Genomic DNA, 18,512 nt, shown 5'->3' on the forward strand with positions numbered 1-18,512 from the left:
CCTCCTACCTGAACTGTTCCTCAGCACGACTTGAACTGTTAGCGGTCACCGTTTGATTAGTGATCATCAATTCAGCGAAGGTTGCGTCGACCGTCATCATATCCACGTGACCATAAATATCACGGTAGAAACACTGGCCTTGAACCGCGCTCGCAAGTCGTTTAATGTTCATTTCGCTGTCTTCAATATCCAGTAGCTTCAAGATCAAGTGGCGTTCCTCTCGACTGTCAAAGGCAAAAACTTGTCCGAATTGACCGCCTTCATCGGCGCTAATGTCATTGACAGATTGTGTCGTGTAAATTAGCGTATTGTTATATGATCGGCCAACCCGCTTCATATCTTCCAGAATTTCTTGACCAGCGATCGATTTAGAAAAAATCCAAGCCTCATCAAAGAACTCAACCGAAAATTCATCCTTGTTATCAGAGCCAAATTTTTCACAGAATTTCCCTAACGGCAACATTAAACAGATACTCTGGCGATTGACCTCAGTCATTTTATCTGATTTACCGTTTGGTAATTTCAAACCCGTGATTTCCAGAATGTTGACCCGATTAGAAAGATTCACACCGTTTGTTTCACCATGGCTAAAGCCTAAACTAAGGATCGTATTCTCGATTTTTGATTGAAACAAGTGACCTAAGTTGGAAATCTCTTTGTTTTTATCCGTTGCTAACAAATCAACAACATCAAGTAAACCGACAATCTCGCCAGCTGCACGACGTTCAATAATCTTATCTACAGCTTTATTGATTGCTAATTCGGTTTCAACCGTATACTCACGTTCGATGATTTCGCGTAACATGGCCGTTGCCGTAGTTTTAGCAGTCGATCCAGTCAAAAATACAATTGGATCTAGTGCACCATGATTTTTGGGATCGTCTGCGTCCAGTGTAATATAGTGATACGTATTCAATAATTTTGCGTAATCAGGGTATTGCTCAACCAGCTTTGGATTATCAAGAAACGTTGACACCCATTTACGGAATTCTTTCTTGGGATCAATATACAGAGCTTTTGCATTCATCAAGGTCATATAAAAGAATAAGACCTTGGATAAGAAAGATTTACCTTTACCAGTCTCACCGGTGATGGCGATATGGGGGCTTGCAGTTGCCGATCCTTTTAGGTTTTTATTGGCTGCTAATTGATTCCACAATACTAATTTCTTACTCGATCTAATGGCTTCATTCGCGTCAATTGAAGATGACAACATATTGATCCGACCGATCACCCAGCCGGTGTTATTTCCGAGCACGTTGGTGACCGCGAATAGATTTTCTGAAAAGCCTTCAACCGTGGAATTCTGATACCATTTGTTGTAGTCCAAAATACTGGCCGATGGCAACATCTTATAAAATAAATCTAGCTGATTATAAAGCGGACGAAACGAAGTGATCTTGCGTGAATTCAAATAGCTGATTACCATATCACCACGGACTTTACACCCTTCTTCTGTTCGGCCCGCAACCGTAAATACCGCGATCCAATCGAGAAATTCAGATCCAGCCTCTAATTCATCACGTGCGCTTTTAGTCAGGAAGCGATCAACTTTCGATCGATTACCTTCATCATCCGTAATCTCAAGTGACTCTTGCGCACGAATCTTAAATCGTTTACGCAAGCCTTCTACTTTTGACTCTAGGCCAAGTGCACCTTTCTTTTCTGCGAACTTTGCTTTAATATTCAACTCAACCGGAAATTTAAATTTATCCGCAATTTTAAACAAGTGAGAATATTCCATGTCTGGCTGAAATAGATCAACTGCAATCATAGAAACGACACTGCTATCACTGACGTTCTTTAACCCTAAAAAACCGGTCTTTTGCGGATCAACCTTAGTGTTCGCGATATTGGCAATGTCGTGTAGTGAACTCTCTTGTTGAACATCATGACGAGTCCCGCGAATATAGGGATAGCGATTAATATAAGTTGTCTCATCCTCACTGATCCGCTCAACATCTAGCGGTTTCAATTTGAAGTAAACATCTTCTTCGATTCGATCCACGTTCTCCCATTCTTCGGCCGGAATTTCCACATCATAACCCAACAGATCATAAATTTGACGTAACGTATAATTGACACGCTGCTTTAGCAATTCTTTGGCCGACTCGGCAACATCAACCGACTTCAACTTCACACCAATATAAAAAGAAGGGCGCGTCACCACATCCATCTCATCTTCTAATCCTTCGATCTGCCGGACTGCAAAGTGTTCCGGAATATCATCTAGGTCTTTCGCAAAATCATCACTTAACGCGATAAAGCGTGATCTTAAATCTAAGTTTTCCGGAATCAACATCAAATGAAATTCTTGTTGATTTTTAAGCTCATTGATCACGTGTTCGAATAGCGCCTTTTTCTCGTCTTCATAACGGGTATTTCCATCAGCGATATTTTCTGCATTGACCCGATAATAAGCCCAAAAATCATTTTTGTTCGAAATTAGAATGTTGTTTTTTAAATATCTTAACGGATTCTCTACAAGCAAACGGGTCATCTACTTTCTTTGTTGGATTTGTGCTTTTTTAACCGACGTGAAAATCACTTCGTCATCGATCGAGTCGACTAAAACTCCTTGATAAACTTGTTTATGCTTACGTTTAACTTGCCACCAATAGTTAAACCGACTTGAGAGGTATTGAGACATTTTCAATCCATCAAACTTCAACATACCTAATATTTTAGTGGCACCGTAAGGAATTCCCAAATACACCAAAATGAAAGTCCCTGGGACAACGCCATTGATCAACCAGATCACATCGTTAAACACAAAATATAAAACCGCAGCCGTCAGACCAAACACGATGATCGTTGAAATGGCAATTGGCTTCGGCAACGATAATCGATCAGTCAATTGTTGGATCACGATTGGCTCATTCATGATCTGTCGATAATTATACTTAGCCATTAAGCGCCACCGCCAAGTAAGTTGGCAATAGCCTTGAACCAACCAATAACCGTGTCTGGATTTAACATCACGAAACCAATTGCACCAAAGCCAATCACAACGCCGACTGCTTTGCCAAACTCTTTCTTAAATGCCAGTGAAACCCCAATGATGATCAAGACCATATATAACGCTAATTGGCCTTGTGTTTTCAACCAGTCATAAAGTTGCTGTAACGAAGGTAATGCGGCGATAACCTCATTTTGTTCAAGTAAATTTGCCAGAATATTTGTAAACATTATTTGCCATCTCCTAAGTTGTGTACTAATTTATCAATGAAATACGTACTATCTTTTTTGCTCAAATAAAGCGTCATTTGTTCGTTACGAACAATTTTTGAATTCTGTTCCGTAAACTGCACATCAACTTTTGAAATAAAGCCTTTGCCTGACTTATAATTTTTTGCCGTATAACCAACTAAATCAAGTTGAACCGTCTCTGGATCACTCATCAGAAACTGCATATCTGTATCGCTTGCAGACGTGTATTTCGCAAAGAAAATATCCAAGAAGTTATGGATCTGTTTATCCGTAGCTGTATTAACTAATTTGTCCTCAGTTAACTTTGTCGTCAATGAATTGACTTTCTTCTTAGACGTTGGCTGTGAATAATCCGTAAAATATGGATCAGCGACTACCGCCAGTGTTTTGCCACTTTGTTTAATTGGTACTGCGAGCACATTAGAAGCTGTTGAAACATTGGACTGTTCAAACATTTTTTTAACTTTCTTTTTACCTTCCATGACTTCTCTTTCAACTTGCGAATACGTGGTCAGATCATAGGTCACTTTCACAAAAGCTGTATCCACATCTGCGACTGATTTAAAATCAACAATTTCAGCTGATTTTAACGTTCGCGTTGAATTAGGATCCAACATATCACCCTGTTTTAAGCCACTCGCAAAATAAGTCTCCAAATCCTTCTCACGCGCTTTAAAATCATCATCAGTTCTCGGAACATTAATATAGGTCTTCACGAATTTATTGACAAAATCAGTTACTGCCGGCGTCAACGTGGCGACTTCTTCTTTTTTGACGTTCACCAATTTTTGTACCGCGACCAGTTCTTTTGAAACTCTCGCGGATCGATTAGTCGCCGCAATACTCATCAAAATTGCCATTACGCCAACTAAAATGATCAAAACAAAAGACCCAAGAATTGTAAACTTGAGTCCTCGCATATTAGATTTCTTAAACTTTTTCTCTTTTATGACCGGATCAAAGTTTTTCTTTTCACGCTTCACTTTCTTCAAGATATCACCACCTCTGACTACTAACTATCTTGGTCAATGCAAACCAACACTCGTTTACGAAATTCATATTGATCTGTGTCCTCGTTTAATTCACAATAGTAAATCGCACAATCCCCATCAGTCTCACGGCTCCGTTTACGCGCTAGTTCAGTAACTTCCATCAACGAATCTGCATAGCCAAGCACATCTGTATAATCCTCTAAATCAAAAACTTGATACTTTTGTTTTCTCATGACTGTACCTCTGTTTTCAAGTATTTAAAGCAAGTCGTTGATCACTTGCAACTTACGATTGTAGCGGCCAGTATAGCCATGTTGCAATTTAATGTTTCTAACAGTATCAATCGTCATTGCACGATCCTCGGTCTCAATACAACGCTCCAAGTCATCAACGAATTCTTGATCATGACCCGTTTCGGCTAATGAATTCTGCAACCGATATAATGCGTATAATAGATCTTCACTCATTGATCATCACCTCTAAAATTTTAGATTCACCCACCATCAACCCGCTACTTTCTCCAGCAGCACACCACAACTAAAAAATCATGATCTATAATTACTGATCATGATTTTTTTCGAAACTATTTTGTTTGACGCTTAAAAAATAAAAATGCACCAATCGCAAATACCAAAATGCCAATACCGATCGCAGATAACCAAAGATTCGTTTTCTCACCGGTTTGTGGCAATGTTATTTTCGGCACTTCATTGATATGCACCGTCTGTCCTTGATCATTGATGTCTGCATGTGAACCAAGCTTGACGCCATCACGATACAAGTCTTCGAACGCAACAACATCATGACCACCTAAGTTCGATCCGTCAAAAGCAAATTTGATTTCTACAGAACCATTGGCCGTCTTGGCAACGAAAGTAATTTCTTTCGTTGCGATCACTTTACCCGTTTTCTTGTCGATCAAGCGACCCTTGACCGTGTAAGTTTTACCAACAGTCAAGCCTTTATATTCGACAACATCGGTAACTGTCATTTGTTTAGCAGCAGTAACGATTTTCTTACCATTTCTAGTTGCGGTTGTCTTAACTTCAACTTTTGGAAATTCCACAGTTTGATTTGTATCGTTGATGTCAGCGTGTGTACCGAGTTTGACGCCATCACGATACAAACTCTCGAACGCAACCACAGAATGGCCCTGTAAGCCTGTAGCGTCGAAAACGAACGTGACCACTACTGAACCATTTACACTTTTAGCGACGAACGTTTTTACAGAAGTTACTTGCTTGCCATTAACTAAAACGGGTTTACCAGTTACTTTATCCATCAGTACACCTTTAACTGTGTAAGTCTTACCAACAGTCAAATTCGTATAAGCAACGGTATCGTTAATTGTTACTTTAGATAACGCGTCGTTTTTGTGTTTGTCTTCGCCCACTGCAGTTGTATGAAGATCAACCTTTGGAAACTCGACTGTTTGACCGTCATCGTCAATATCTGCGTGAGTACCAAGCTTTGTGCCGTCACGATATAAACTCTCAAACGCAACCACAGAATGTCCCTGTAAGCCTGTAGCATCGAAAACAAAAGTGATCACTACTGAACCATTTACAGAAGTTGCAGCGAATGTCTTTTCAGCCGTCACTTGCTTGCCATTAACTAAAACAGGTTTGCCAGTCGCTTTATCCATCAATACCCCTTTAACTGTATAAGTCTTACCAACAGTCAAGTTCGTATAAGCAACCGTGTCGTTGATCGTGACATTAGATAACGCATCATTCTTATGGTCAGCCTCACCCATTGCCGTTGTGTGAAACCCAACTTTTGGGAATTCGACAGTTTGACCACCATCATTGATATCTGCATGAGTTGTTAATTGTTTATCCTCACTAGAAACACTCTCGAAAGCGACAACTGAGTGTCCTTGTAAACCGGACGCGTCAAAAGTAAAGGGAATAACGATCGATCCGTTGGCTTGTGTTGCCACAAAAGTTTTACTTGCAATCACTTGCTTGCCATTAACTAAAACGGCTTTGCCAGTCACTTTGTCCATCAACACACCACTAATGGTATAAGTCTTACCAACAACTAAATTCTTATAAGTGACTGTATCGTTGATTGTGACTTTAGATAAGGCGTCGTTTTTGTGCTCAGCCTCGCCTAGAGCAGTCGTCCCGATAGTTACAGGTAAACGTTTGTTAGTTGCTTTTAAAGAAATCGTCTTACCAATATCTTCGTTACCGATCACAAATTCATAAACCTTACTATCGAGTTCATAACCAGCAACCGTTTTGACTTCTTTGTAAGTCCATTTACCAAGCATTTGATCAAAAGACTTCTTGAAGGTAATCTTACCGGTGGCATCAGTTGTATACGCACCAGCGTCTTTGCCATCACGCGTGAATGCAAAAGTCACACCCGAAAGAGCGGCACCAGTTTCAACATCTGTTTTTTGAAGATCAACAGTGGTTTCACTGATGATGTTGACGTTTACTTTATATTCTCCAATTAACGGATCAAGCTTCATGCTTGCCACATCTTGATAACCGGCTTTGGTGTATAACAAAGCCGACCCTTGATAAGCGGCCGCAATGTTTTTCCGAAAGCTGAGCGTACCTGATTTGATTGCAGAGGCCCCAGCCGTTATCGTCAGCGTGTTCCCACTAACTTTGTAGGTTGCTCCGGAAGTATTAGTTGTCGCACTAACATTATAAGTGTTTAAAACGCCATTCGCATCCGTTAGCGTCGTACTTTTACCAGCTTGCAAATCAATCGTCTTACCCGCAAACGAAGGCAACTTATTATAGGCCGCAACTTTAGGGTTGACCATCGCTTTAAAGGCTCTGTAGTTAGCGCGATAACCCGCGTCATCAACTGAATTAAGTTTGTTTCCCAACGTCTCCCAAATCATCCACTGCGTAAACATTGTTTTGTTCGGGTCTGTGGTGGTCGTATTCGAATACCAGCCGTAATAAGCAATGGCCGATAACTTCTGATACAGTTCACTCGTAATGGGTTTCGAAACGTAGCCAGGATTCGTTGGAAAATCTAAGCTACCACCTAAATCCACACAGAATACTTCTCGTCCATCGATTTTCTTGTACATAAACGTACCTTCGTCAATAGTTTTCCCGTTCGTATTGGTCCAGTGCGTGTAGATATTCGATTCATATCCAGCGCCATAACTTAGATCTACAGTTGCCGCTTTCGTCGTAGTTTCTTGACTAACAAAGGCAGCCATTAATACCGATAGGAATGCGATGATAACAAGCAATGGTCGTTTGAAACTATGGGCTTTCATTAATTTCTGATTCATTACCTAACCTCCAGTTTGTTCATTCAAAAAATAACTTCACTAAAAAATAAATCAATAACCAAATTGGTAACGAAATGATCAATCCATTGATACAGCCAACAACGGCATTATGTGGACGTGCTCTTGTCTCTTTCATTTTCCCCTACTCCTTTATTTAAAACGCATACGATAACGATAAACGCTGTATTCATGGTCAAAAAACAACTCAAGCATCAAATCGGTTCGTCTCTGTAATAATGAAAAAGCTCTTAATAGATCACCTTCATCAAGACCGCGAAACGCTTGATCAACCGTAATACTTTCAATACCTTGCTTTCGATAACCATCAACCAGACGTTCGGTTTCCTTTTTCAATTCAAGCCTTGTTTTGACGGGTACACTTGTGTCGATCAACACAACTCTCACTCCTTTCTCTTTATTTTTTAGGGTAAAAAAATAGCCAACCAAGTTGACTGTCAATCTGATGCCATACTCCAATTTGGATCTTCAATGAGCTCGCTATGTTCCGCTAAATAGCCCTTTAACATTTTTTCATGTCGTTTGGACATTTCTGATTTATCGACGATATTATCAATATAGTTTGATCCTGTTGCTCGGTCGAGTCTTTTAACCATGGCAATTGCTGATCCATATTGATGAGACAGGGCATTGATGGTTCGTTCAACGCTAAACTGTTTTGGTTTCATCGTGAGGTGAACATCAGGAACATCATTCAAAAAAATTAACCAGTCCTGCAAAACTTCCCAATCTTTTCGCAACAACGACTCATCTTGAGGCTTCTCGCGAAACATAATGTAATTACTGATCACACCTAAAACTAGATTCGTCGTATCAGCTTCTGACAAATACTGATAGGCAACATCTTCCGCATAATCATCACTGAACCGAACTTCGTAACGATTCTTAATAGGATAGTCTTCAGGAAGCACATCATATTTTTCCGCTTGTTCAAAGTTTTTCTGATAAAATACGATCCTGACATTAGATTTTGCGGCTCCAAAGTAAATGGTGCTGCCGGAAGACTCTCCAAGACGTTCCATTGTAACCGGCGTGTGAACCCCACCATGCCAATTAATCGTTCGAAATTTGGACGTATAGTAGAAGCGATTCAAGCGTTCAATCAGATCTGGTATTTTTAACATTGGAAGATAATCATTGACGGCAATATCGATTCGTTTAAAGACACCCTGGAAATGTAAACAAATTGCAAAAAAGTTCGTCCATGTAAATCCGTCTGTCGCGAACAAATATTCATACTGACGACAACCAGATCCGGTCATTTCAACTAAGACACCCTGTGATTTCTTATCGGGGCTATACAGGACCCGAATATTGCCATACGTAAGCGCAGAACTATAATGCAACATATATCGTTCATCTTCCTGAAAAAAATCTAATTTCAAGTTTAGGATATTAGTCACCACGAACTTAGGGTCAAGATTATTAAAACGTACCCGAACATAATCAAAAATCGATTCCAGCGGATTACCATTATTGACTAGCCAGGGCATATATCCATAGATACGTTCAAGGACTTCTTCTTCAGGGTACCGTGCATCCATTTCATAATTAGAGATCGACTTTTGATCGATTCCTAATAGAAAAGCTAAATCCCCTTGCGTAAGTTTATTGCGTTTTCGATAATCTCTGAGCGCTTTTCCTAGCGAGATATTTGTTAATAGTTCCATTTTTTGTTGTTGATCGCCTCTTTTTTGGTGTTCTATTTTTTGCCCCATTTTAGAACACCCAAGATTGCTGTTATATCAAGGCTAATTCCATCAAATGAGGTCAATATGTTAGGCTTCAACCCCCGTGTTACAGAGGGGGGTTGAAGGTCCGGGGCGCAAGCGCCCCGAACGTGTGGCTAACGCTCCAGCCAATGAAACATTGGCCTCCACTACCCAGACACGTGCCTTAAGCTACCGCCGGCACTGTCCGCAGGATACCTGCTCCCGTCCGGGTCACGCCACACTGTCGATTTCCTAGTCGTCTGTTTCTTTCTTCTCTGCGCTGTTCATGATAAATGGTTTCATCGGTTGAATTTTTCTGAATTCAGTCATAAACTGAAAGTCACTAGGTACCAATGGCGCATAAAACTCAGATGGCACCCCACTGGAATCGTATTTATAGCCCCGCCCACGAATATCTTTGTTGAAAAAAGCTTTGTTTTTATTCTCATCCCCAAACATCATGTCATAACCAACGGGTGCCAATTGTCCTAAGGTCACCTTAAACATCATATTATCGCGAATCCCACCACCAAAATTTTCCGCATCGGCGCGTTGAGTCGCAATAATTAAGAATACACCAGCTTGTCGTGCCTTCAGGATCAATTGCTTAACATCCTTCAGGATCTCATCACTTTCTGAATAATTCAGAGTGGACATAAAAGCCGCCCATTCATCAACGATCACAAAGTGTGGTGGCATCTCATAATACGAGTAGTTCTTGCCGGAAACATAATTCGGCAAGCTCTTCATATATGCATAACGTTGCTCCATATCCTTCACAGCATTTTTAAGACAACGCGCAATAAAGTCATTGGTCGTAAAAACATGCCCTTTAAATGCCGGAATATCGCCTAAATCAGCCAAGTCCGCTTGCTTAGGATCACAAACATCAATAATCCCGATCTGCATTAACTTATAAATTAAAGAAAATAAGAAGTAAGTCTTGCCACCACCGGTCCCGCCCGATATTAGCATATGCGGTGCCTTATCCCAATTCCAACTTGTCCCTTTCATCAGGTTGATTTGTGTCCCTTCAGTTGTGACTTGTTGAAGACTGTACCGATTACCAACAACATCACACAGCAATCTGTAGGTCACGTAGCCAATCTCACGCGAAGTTTCAATTAAATCCGCTACATACATTTCTTCAAACGTTTTCCCCATTTTGAGAAAACGATCGTGGAAACGGCCACCATCAGCTGGCATGGTAATTTCAGTGATCACTTTTTTCTTGCCATAGCGATAGAAAACTTTCGGCATGATAATTTTCTCTCTCGATTTACCGCTATCCTGGCGTTTCTTGATTTCATAATACTTGTTGGAAAGAATCATTCGTGCCAACATTTGTTTCTGCTTAACCTGTGCAAAGACTCCTCGACGCTTGATATTACGGCTCACGACAAATAAAACTAGGCAAATTCCAATCACTACAATTAATGTGGTTGCCACAATATCTAGGATCAACCAATCCCGAAGAAAATAACCACTGATCAATCCACTAACTCCAAACGGCAGAAACAATGACAAAAATCCCAGTGTTAGCCCATATTGATGGTAGCGAAAGATACGTTGACCATGATATTTAAACATCGTCTGAGTTACTAATAAATCCTTGGGATATTAACGTTATACGCCATAATTCACGTTGTTCTTCACTAAATGCATCCCACAACGTCGTTAATGCAGCTTTCATGACCAACACTTTAACGGCGTCATCTGGTTTCGATCGTACCCACTTCGATAAGACAAGATTCATTTCTTTACGCGATTGTTTAACGCTCATCGACAATTTGTTTGAAAGTTTGACTGCGTCGCGAATTTTTTTCGAGTTAGCATCTTCAAGTGCAATCACAAAAGGATCAAGATCTAACACCTCTGAAATCTGATGAATCTGCTTAAACGTCAGGCTGGATTTACCGGTTTCATAATCACTGACCGTCTGTCTAGAAACTCCTAGTTTATCCGCCATCTGTTGCTGGGTTAATTTTCGAAATTCACGCGCGTGCTTCAAAGTCACTGCCAACAATTGATTCTTAATTCCATCTTTCATCTCTTGATCGCTCTCATTTCATCAATATTATTTGTAAGTTCCGTAATCACATTCAGCCTGCGAATATCGTTGTGTTCATCCCAGATTTGTAGCCCTCGATAACAAGACAACTTATGATCGACTATTTGTAAAATCGTTGGATTCGGCGCGTAACACATAAACTCAAACTGGCTACTTTGAATAAGCTGGCAATGACAAAACTCGGCCACTGAAAAAAGTCTTTTTCTGATTTCAAAAAGCTCTGCTTGATTTAGAGCCACACCGTCAGCGTATAGTGGCTTCAATTGCAAATAGAGTAGTCCTGTTCGTTCACCTTGCGGATCCAGCATGAATTTTCGATCATAGTATGATTTGATGCCCTGTTGTAAAATCTGTTTAGCACTCGCCGTTCGATAGTAAATCGTAAATGACGTTTTACTGCTTTCGAATAGGATGCAGCCATTGTTAACCGCTAGTACTCTTAGCCTTCTTAAGGCTTCGCAGTACAGCTGATAAGATTCTGTTTTTAAAGCGATATAATCATATCTAACCCGTAGTTGCACTTGACCAATCAATTTCCTTCTCAAAAACAAATACACTTGATGTTTATCCTCAACATTTTTCGGATAAATCACGACTTCAAACTCCGATTCAAACTCATGCACAATGTTTTGATCATCTAAAAAGCTTTGAAACTCCTTAGTTTGTGCATTCAGCTTAACATCAACCCTTCAGTAAAATAAAAAGGCAACGCTGTCGTTTTTACCAGCATTGCCTCTGTAAAATCATAACTCAACTTATTAACCCGTTGCCTCCGAAGCACTAAGAACGTAGGTGATCCGTAAATAATTAGTGGTTCCGTTATCCCGATACACCTTAACGTTCTCGTAATCCCGAAAACGCATTTTAAGACTCTGACGGATCTTTTCTGTAGGACTTGTTACCACAATTTCGTTAATTGACACAAAAGATATTTCAGAATGATACGATTCAGCGATTGCCGTCAACTTTTTAGTGAAATATTCATACACATCTTCAGATAAAGCCATACCGTCAACATACAGTGCCTTGAAGGTGATGTGTAAAAAATCTGAGGCTGTCGCACTTTCATCCAAAAAGAACTTACGATCATAATATTTCTTAACGAACCGGGCAATGACCCGACGTGTGCCTTCAGTACGATAAAAAATCTTCACTTCATTACCATGATCGATCTCAATAAAGCTATGAAAGTCACGAGCGAATCCTTCTATTTCTTCCAGTGCCATTTTTCGACTTTCGTTACTTTCTATACTCATCTGCGAGTAATCATAGTGAATCTCAAGCTGCCTCTGATCGGCAAACTTATGCATCACATAAAAATAGACATCCCGTTTCTGTTCCTTGCTCTTTGGATAAATTGTGATTTCACGATCTGATTGCATTTCAAATACAATTTCTTGATTCATCATAAAACTCTTGAATTCTTTGACTAAATTCACAGGCATCTGTTTCACCTCCTCATATTGCCATCTACTGATTTATCATATTTCAGCGAGAACTGACATTGATTCCCATTCGTTCGACCCATCCTAAACGAGTGAAGATTCCCTCAGATCGAGTATAGTAATCTTGACCAATTACTTTAAAATCTGTTTCTGGATCGATTTCATTATATTTATCCACCAGAGCCAACTGCCCCAGACTCTCAAAATCAGTCACATCCGGATAAATATTCAGTGAATCCCAGTTGTTGAGAAAATCATCCAGATTCTGAAATAGGCCATAGGCAATCAACTGATCCGCAATTTCCAATACCTCTTCATTAACACGTACCGCGCGACGAAATATTTCATTGATTTCATCAACCATATAGCATGTTTGTAGTGAAAACGGGGCTTCGCTTTCGTACGAATAAACAATTAAGGTGTGAAATCGTCGCTTGACCATTTCAAAATCAATCGGGCAACGAAACCATTCGCCATCTGAACCACCATATTTTTTTAAATACACTCGCATATCTAATCCCATCAAGATCACCTCAATCAATTATTTAAGACGCTCTCCGATTCAGATAATTACGCACGCCTTTCGACATACCCCATGCGGCTGAACGCACCCGATGCATTGATCAAGTAATCGCGCCCCAACTTGTTGAAATCAACATAGTCAGAAATATCATGAGGCAATTGTATTGTATCTGTTTCAAAAATATGACGACCTAAATCCGCATTGCCTTCAATTTCGGGATATATTTTTAATTCAGTCCAGTGATGAACAAAATCATCAAAGTTGGTAAACAAACCTGCCGCAATAACTGCTGGCCCAGATAACATTGCCACCTCCGATATTTCTGTGATCAAACGATATAACCGATTGATTTCTTCAACGCTTTTATCAAAGATATCTAGCTCAAAAGATTCATGGTCAAAATCATAATCTTCCACATGAACATTTAAAGTTCCTAGCCGTTCTTTGATCAGCTCAGGTGACAGTGGACAGTCAAACCAGGCGCCATTATTTTCTGACCCATCCTGATGCTCATTAGAAACAAGGTATATGCCTAACATCTGTTGCATAACTACACCTCACAAAAAATGAAGCACCTACTCAGAATTCAGTAAGTGCTTATTAACTATTATTTTAAAAACTGCCACGCGATCTATTTCTCTGACTTATTATTATTTTGCGATGGGACGCTGGTTCTAGTTGCCGCTTTTGTTACCTTGACCAAGGATTTGATTTTTGTCGAAAAACCTTTGTTAACATTAAAACCACTCGTATCTTGAACGATTGCATATGGGTCAATGGTGATCCCTTCCATTTTCACCTCATCACCATACTTGAAATCTCCCTGCACATCGCCGGTCAACACCACCGCAATCTCACCATGTTGAACTGAAGAATATAGCTCAAGATGACTGGCAGTGACCTGATCAAGGATTTCATTTCCTTCAATATCTCTTTCATAATCTTGATACTTGATGCGTTGGAAAAGAAGCTTTCCAAAAGTTGCTTCAAAATTTGGGTCAATCTTCTCTGCTTGAATATAGGCCATCTTATTTTTCCTCCCCGATCAGTTGAATTGCGCGTGCTGATAAGATCAATTCATAGGTCGCTCTAGCTTGTCGACCTTCGACATTTCGATTACTGACATTAGCTCGTACCGTCAAATAAGGGCCACGTAATTTTACTGGTTCACCATCATGAGTGGTCGAAATTTGCGCAGCTCCTGCTGGAATATAGACTTCAATAGCGCCACCTTGAACTGAAGATGCCAACTCATAACACCGCTCTTGAAGAACTCGCCGACTATTTTCACGAACATAAACATCTTTATCGATAAGTGGCTTGCGGAAAAGCAATTCTCCGAAACTCGTGGTCATATTAGGGATAATTTTATCTAAAGCCATAACCAATACCTCTTTCTATTTGTAGTATGGAACTTAGCGACTCCGCTCATTTCTTCGCGCTTATCATACATTGTTAAGCTACAGAACCGGATTCCTTTTTAGTCTACCCAGATCTTCACTAAATTAACGATGGTAATCCATCGTTAAAATCATCAAAGATCTGAATTTCAGCAATCTGTTCGATACCGCTCAATGTACTAGTAGGTATTCTTAACCAATCAGTGGCTCGGCCACGTAGCACGCAGTTTTTTGTACAGCGCGGCGAGAAAGTGTACTAAGCCCTCTCGACTCTGTGTTTTTTTCAAATTGGTGTGCACAACCCGCAACATTCCAGTTGACGTTTGAGCTCTCACAGTCTACAATTTAAGTGTCAGTTATTATGTAGGTGTTTGAGTCGTCCATCGACTTGAATGCCTTTTTTTATTCAGTTTTCAAAGATCAAGTAGAGGTCCTATGATTTACAACCTCAATCCAACAGTTGAATTGCCGTTCAAGTGCTGGGTGAAGTCATAACTATTATTTGTCGCCGATGCCATATCTGTTTTCGAAGTACGCTGTTGCAATTCGACCTGCCTTAGTGAGAAAGCCTTTTTGATTCAATTCTGCATTTAATTGCCGAATAACCACGTAAGCAGTTGAAATGCTTGTTTCGAGTAGTTCGGCGATATCCTTTGCGGTTAGAAATTCCTTTTCAAGTTCTCGTGGCTCCATTTGATTCACCTCCATAAGTGATGTTGCATATATGCGACTTAATCTTCAAAAAAAATATCCATTGTTTCTTCTGTACTTAACTCAAGAATTGATTTTATTTGACCGACTTCACCAATTGTAAACCCATTAGTTCCTCGTTTAACTTTCCGATATAAGGTGCTTTTATTAATTCCTAATTCCTGTGCAATATAATCTTGAGTGAGATTCTGCTCGACGATTTTGTCTTGTAATCTTTTTAGATTCATCTTGACCCCTCCATTTGAAAGCAATTTCATTTGATGACCTAATAGTACAATGGGAGCAAAACATCGTCAATAGATAAATCGCATATTCGCAAATATGCATATTGCAATATTGCGAATATTTAGGTATACTAAAAGAAACTAGTGGAGGTAAGCCAATGAATATTGGAACTCGCATTAAAACGCAACGCAAGCAACTAAAACTTTCCGTTGATGCATTAGCAGAAAAAGCTAACCTCAACCGCACGACAATCTATCGCTATGAGAATGGTGAAATTTCAGATATCCCCGTTATGAACCTTGAAAAAATTGCCAAGGCGCTGCAAACAACTACTGCATTTTTAATGGGAGCACCGGAGGCAAATGACAATTATCATATTGTCTCGCGTTTTAACGAATTGAATGAACCGAACAAACAACAAACCCTTGACTTCATCAACACAAAAATTGACGAACAGAATCGTTTTGGTTGGATCAGTAAATCCGATAACCTGATTGATTTCTCAAATCACATTAAAGAAACCATGCCCAAACCGCATTTAATTTCTGTCCCTGGAGTCGTTTCCGCTGGTACCGGAGAATTTCTACTTGAGTATGATAATCCTACAGATGTGGTTGTCTATGGCGATTTACCAAATCACTACGATCTCGCCCTACTCGTCAATGGGGACTCCATGCAACCTCGATACGAAAATGGCGACGTCATCTTTGTTAGGAGAACAACCGACATCTTTGATGGACAGATGATCGTTGCCTTCCTGAATGGCGAAAGTTACCTAAAAAAGATCAGTATCAGCAAACGGGGTTATGCCCTAATTTCATTAAACGAAAAGTACAAACCGATCAAAATCTCTGAAGATGATGAATTTCAAATCATTGGTGTCGTTTTATAATTTGAGGCGGTGTAAATATGTCGTTAAGAAAATCCAAAGACCAATATATTGTTGATGTCAGTCTCGGCATCAATCCTGTAACTGGCAAGCAAAAGCGTAAACGTGTCTACAGTATTGACACCAAGAAACAAGCCGAAAAAATTGAAAAGAAAATTAAGTCTTTGTACAGTGATGGCAATATTCGGGTAGAATCTAGTGATGACTTCACCCATTTATCTCAGCGCTATTTTGCAGACTTTACGGAGAACAATAAGCCTTCTTATCTTGCCATGCAGCAACAATATTATCGGAATCATATTTTGCCTTACTTTAAAGATGTGGATATTAAGAAGGTGACCCCTAGTATTATCAAGGAGTACCAACAATCACTCCTAAAAAAAGAGAAGCTACAAAGAACAGGTGAACTCCTAAGCCCAAATACTGTGAATAAGATTATGATTATCCTAAAAAAGATCTTTGATGTGGCGATCTTCGACAACATTATTCTGAGTAACCCTGTCAAAGCCGTTAGAAAAGCACCCTTACAGAAGAATGAACTTAACTTTTGGACGGTGGAAGAATTTTCCAAGTTTTTATCCTACATTGATCCTGTCGAACAAGCGCCGTTCTACCTGTTCTTTAAAGTCGCGTTTTTGACAGGTATGCGTGCCGGCGAAGAAATCGCGCTAACATGGCATGATATTGACTTCGATCGCCAAGAAATTACCGTGAACAAGACGATGTACTTCTTAAAGGGTGAAAGTATTGTCGGCTCACCAAAAACCAAGGCGGGTTACCGTCAAATTGCGATTAATAGTGCTCTAGCTCAGGAGTTAAAAAATTGGCAAAAGGCACAACGCAAATATCTGCGCGCACATTTTGCCAACCAACCCGATAAGTTGTTTGTTTTTAGTTATAGCGAAGTGATTCCGCATCGAGACCACTTCTATCGCATACTGAAGGAAATTATTCGAGAACACGATTTAAAGGAAATTCGACTACATGATTTGCGCCATTCACATGTTGCACTTTTGATCAAAAATGGTGAGTCACCTGAGAAAATCAAAGTGCGCATGGGACATGCTTCAATAACAACTACCATTGATACTTATGGACATTTATACCCTAATACGCAGAAGTCGATGGCGGATAAACTGGATGATTTGGAATTTTAAAGCTTCAAATTCCCGTGAATTTACTCATGCCCAAAGGATACTAATACACATCCTTTGTGTATTTCGTTGTTCTCCAATCAGTAATACGACCCGAAAAATTCAATCCGTATCCGAAATCGTATGAATTACCTTCCTCATCCATAAACGTCATCATATCAAAAGGGGTATCTTCATTTTGAGTCTCAACAGTGTCCATATTCTTTGGCATTTGGAATGGTAAAAGTCCAGAAGGCTCTGATGCTCCAGTAATCAACGAATAGATGACTTGGCTATCAACACCAAAATCAAGTAAAATTGCATCAACGTACGGTTCAATCTCCGAGATTACGAACGGATTTGACGTATCAATTGACAGAATCACCGGTTTGTTGCCCATTCGATTTCGAACAGCTCTTACCTGCTCTAAATCACTTTGATTAATTGTATCAATTGATTTTCCAAAGTAACTTCTGTTAAGAACCTGACCATCACGTCTATCACCTGCAATTGAAACCTTACGTGCCAATTTTGCCTCATATGGTAAATATTGCAATGAAATCGGCAAGTATCCATTATCCGTGTCACTGACACGATTTGGGTCGTAACCATTATATTTGACATAACCTCGCTCAGGACTATTAATTCTCACTAATGCAATGTCTGCATCATCTGGATCTGTAACTATTTGAAAAAACTTAGAAGTGTTTTCTACATCAAGTGAGTATGCAGTATGACTAGGAATTTTATTGAGATACCACCCCAATTGTTCCGGATAATAGCGTTTAGGAATATATACTTTCACTCGACCAGTCAACGGTAGTACTTTATTTTTATTTTTAACCACTAAAGGTTGAAAGTACACAAATAGCCCTCGGGCCTTGTACCAGCACAGTTTCCTCATAAAAATTA

General features: G+C 39.8%; 22 protein-coding genes. 2 read left to right on the forward strand and 20 right to left on the reverse strand.

The window, feature by feature from the left end; genetic code table 11:
* Positions 1–4: 4 nt before the first annotated feature.
* The 19 genes from EKM67_RS01070 to EKM67_RS01160 all read right to left on the reverse strand — a co-directional run bounded on the left by EKM67_RS01070 (position 5) and on the right by EKM67_RS01160 (position 15,580).
* The gene (locus tag EKM67_RS01070; RefSeq protein WP_125576387.1) at positions 5–2,500 is read right to left on the reverse strand and encodes an ATP-binding protein; all 2,496 of its coding nucleotides are present in this window, start codon (positions 2,498–2,500) and stop codon (positions 5–7) included.
* Positions 2,501–2,911, reverse strand: a complete 411-nt coding sequence (locus tag EKM67_RS01075) for a TcpE family conjugal transfer membrane protein (protein ID WP_125576389.1) — start codon at positions 2,909–2,911, stop codon at positions 2,501–2,503. It lies immediately after the preceding gene.
* Positions 2,911–3,189 carry a TcpD family membrane protein gene (locus tag EKM67_RS01080; protein WP_125576391.1) on the reverse strand — a complete coding sequence of 93 codons (279 nt, stop codon included), beginning with the start codon at positions 3,187–3,189 and terminating at the stop codon, positions 2,911–2,913. The genes EKM67_RS01075 and EKM67_RS01080 overlap by 1 nt, the downstream gene beginning before the upstream one ends.
* The gene (locus tag EKM67_RS01085) at positions 3,189–4,193 is read right to left on the reverse strand and encodes a conjugal transfer protein (protein WP_225417264.1); all 1,005 of its coding nucleotides are present in this window, start codon (positions 4,191–4,193) and stop codon (positions 3,189–3,191) included. The genes EKM67_RS01080 and EKM67_RS01085 overlap by 1 nt, the downstream gene beginning before the upstream one ends.
* A 29-nt stretch (positions 4,194–4,222) precedes the next feature.
* A complete protein-coding gene (locus EKM67_RS01090; RefSeq protein WP_125576395.1) occupies positions 4,223–4,435 on the reverse strand; it encodes a hypothetical protein in 213 nt (70 codons plus the stop codon).
* A 24-nt stretch (positions 4,436–4,459) separates the two neighbouring features.
* Positions 4,460–4,669, reverse strand: coding sequence for a hypothetical protein (locus EKM67_RS01095; protein ID WP_125576398.1), 210 nt, complete (start codon positions 4,667–4,669; stop codon positions 4,460–4,462).
* A 116-nt stretch (positions 4,670–4,785) separates the two neighbouring features.
* A complete protein-coding gene (locus EKM67_RS01100) occupies positions 4,786–7,473 on the reverse strand; it encodes a VaFE repeat-containing surface-anchored protein (protein ID WP_125576400.1) in 2,688 nt (895 codons plus the stop codon).
* A gap of 150 nt (positions 7,474–7,623) precedes the next feature.
* Positions 7,624–7,932: a hypothetical protein gene (locus tag EKM67_RS01105; RefSeq protein WP_125576402.1), complete on the reverse strand. Its 309-nt coding sequence runs from the start codon at positions 7,930–7,932 to the stop codon at positions 7,624–7,626.
* Positions 7,929–9,209: a replication initiation factor domain-containing protein gene (locus tag EKM67_RS01110; protein WP_125576404.1), complete on the reverse strand. Its 1,281-nt coding sequence runs from the start codon at positions 9,207–9,209 to the stop codon at positions 7,929–7,931. The genes EKM67_RS01105 and EKM67_RS01110 overlap by 4 nt, the downstream gene beginning before the upstream one ends.
* A gap of 246 nt (positions 9,210–9,455) precedes the next feature.
* A complete protein-coding gene (locus EKM67_RS01115) occupies positions 9,456–10,793 on the reverse strand; it encodes an FtsK/SpoIIIE domain-containing protein (RefSeq protein ID WP_125576406.1) in 1,338 nt (445 codons plus the stop codon).
* Complete coding sequence (locus EKM67_RS01120; RefSeq protein WP_125576408.1) at positions 10,786–11,253, reverse strand: helix-turn-helix transcriptional regulator; 468 nt, start codon at positions 11,251–11,253, stop codon at positions 10,786–10,788. Before EKM67_RS01120 ends, EKM67_RS01115 begins: the two co-directional genes overlap by 8 nt.
* On the reverse strand, positions 11,250–11,867 hold the full coding sequence (locus tag EKM67_RS01125; protein ID WP_125576410.1) for a hypothetical protein: 618 nt from the start codon (positions 11,865–11,867) through the stop codon (positions 11,250–11,252). The genes EKM67_RS01120 and EKM67_RS01125 overlap by 4 nt, the downstream gene beginning before the upstream one ends.
* A gap of 165 nt (positions 11,868–12,032) precedes the next feature.
* Positions 12,033–12,719 (reverse strand): hypothetical protein, encoded by a 687-nt coding sequence (locus tag EKM67_RS01130; RefSeq protein ID WP_125576412.1) that lies wholly within the window; start codon positions 12,717–12,719, stop codon positions 12,033–12,035.
* Between the two features lie 43 nt (positions 12,720–12,762).
* On the reverse strand, positions 12,763–13,242 hold the full coding sequence (locus tag EKM67_RS01135; protein WP_125576414.1) for a hypothetical protein: 480 nt from the start codon (positions 13,240–13,242) through the stop codon (positions 12,763–12,765).
* Positions 13,243–13,289: 47 nt separating this feature from the next.
* Complete coding sequence (locus tag EKM67_RS01140; RefSeq protein WP_125576416.1) at positions 13,290–13,790, reverse strand: antirestriction protein ArdA; 501 nt, start codon at positions 13,788–13,790, stop codon at positions 13,290–13,292.
* A gap of 83 nt (positions 13,791–13,873) precedes the next feature.
* Positions 13,874–14,269: a DUF961 family protein gene (locus EKM67_RS01145; RefSeq protein ID WP_125576418.1), complete on the reverse strand. Its 396-nt coding sequence runs from the start codon at positions 14,267–14,269 to the stop codon at positions 13,874–13,876.
* 1 nt (position 14,270) lies between these two features.
* Positions 14,271–14,624: a DUF961 family protein gene (locus tag EKM67_RS01150; RefSeq protein WP_125576420.1), complete on the reverse strand. Its 354-nt coding sequence runs from the start codon at positions 14,622–14,624 to the stop codon at positions 14,271–14,273.
* Positions 14,625–15,140: 516 nt separating this feature from the next.
* Positions 15,141–15,335 carry a hypothetical protein gene (locus EKM67_RS01155; RefSeq protein ID WP_125576422.1) on the reverse strand — a complete coding sequence of 65 codons (195 nt, stop codon included), beginning with the start codon at positions 15,333–15,335 and terminating at the stop codon, positions 15,141–15,143.
* A 38-nt stretch (positions 15,336–15,373) separates the two neighbouring features.
* On the reverse strand, positions 15,374–15,580 hold the full coding sequence (locus EKM67_RS01160; RefSeq protein WP_125576425.1) for a helix-turn-helix domain-containing protein: 207 nt from the start codon (positions 15,578–15,580) through the stop codon (positions 15,374–15,376).
* A gap of 155 nt (positions 15,581–15,735) precedes the next feature.
* Between EKM67_RS01160 and EKM67_RS01165 the strand changes: the two genes are divergently transcribed.
* Both EKM67_RS01165 and EKM67_RS01170 read left to right on the forward strand, forming a co-directional pair.
* Positions 15,736–16,470: a helix-turn-helix domain-containing protein gene (locus tag EKM67_RS01165; RefSeq protein ID WP_125576427.1), complete on the forward strand. Its 735-nt coding sequence runs from the start codon at positions 15,736–15,738 to the stop codon at positions 16,468–16,470.
* A 17-nt stretch (positions 16,471–16,487) separates the two neighbouring features.
* Positions 16,488–17,624 carry a tyrosine-type recombinase/integrase gene (locus tag EKM67_RS01170; RefSeq protein WP_125576429.1) on the forward strand — a complete coding sequence of 379 codons (1,137 nt, stop codon included), beginning with the start codon at positions 16,488–16,490 and terminating at the stop codon, positions 17,622–17,624.
* A gap of 40 nt (positions 17,625–17,664) precedes the next feature.
* Here the strand turns inward: EKM67_RS01170 and EKM67_RS01175 are convergent.
* Positions 17,665–18,512 (reverse strand): glycoside hydrolase family 3 C-terminal domain-containing protein (locus EKM67_RS01175; protein WP_225417260.1); only part of this gene is annotated, 848 nt, incomplete at its 5' end.

It is taken from the genome of Lapidilactobacillus mulanensis, from assembly GCF_003946215.1.
Taxonomy (GTDB): Bacteria; Bacillota; Bacilli; order Lactobacillales; family Lactobacillaceae; genus Lapidilactobacillus; species Lapidilactobacillus mulanensis.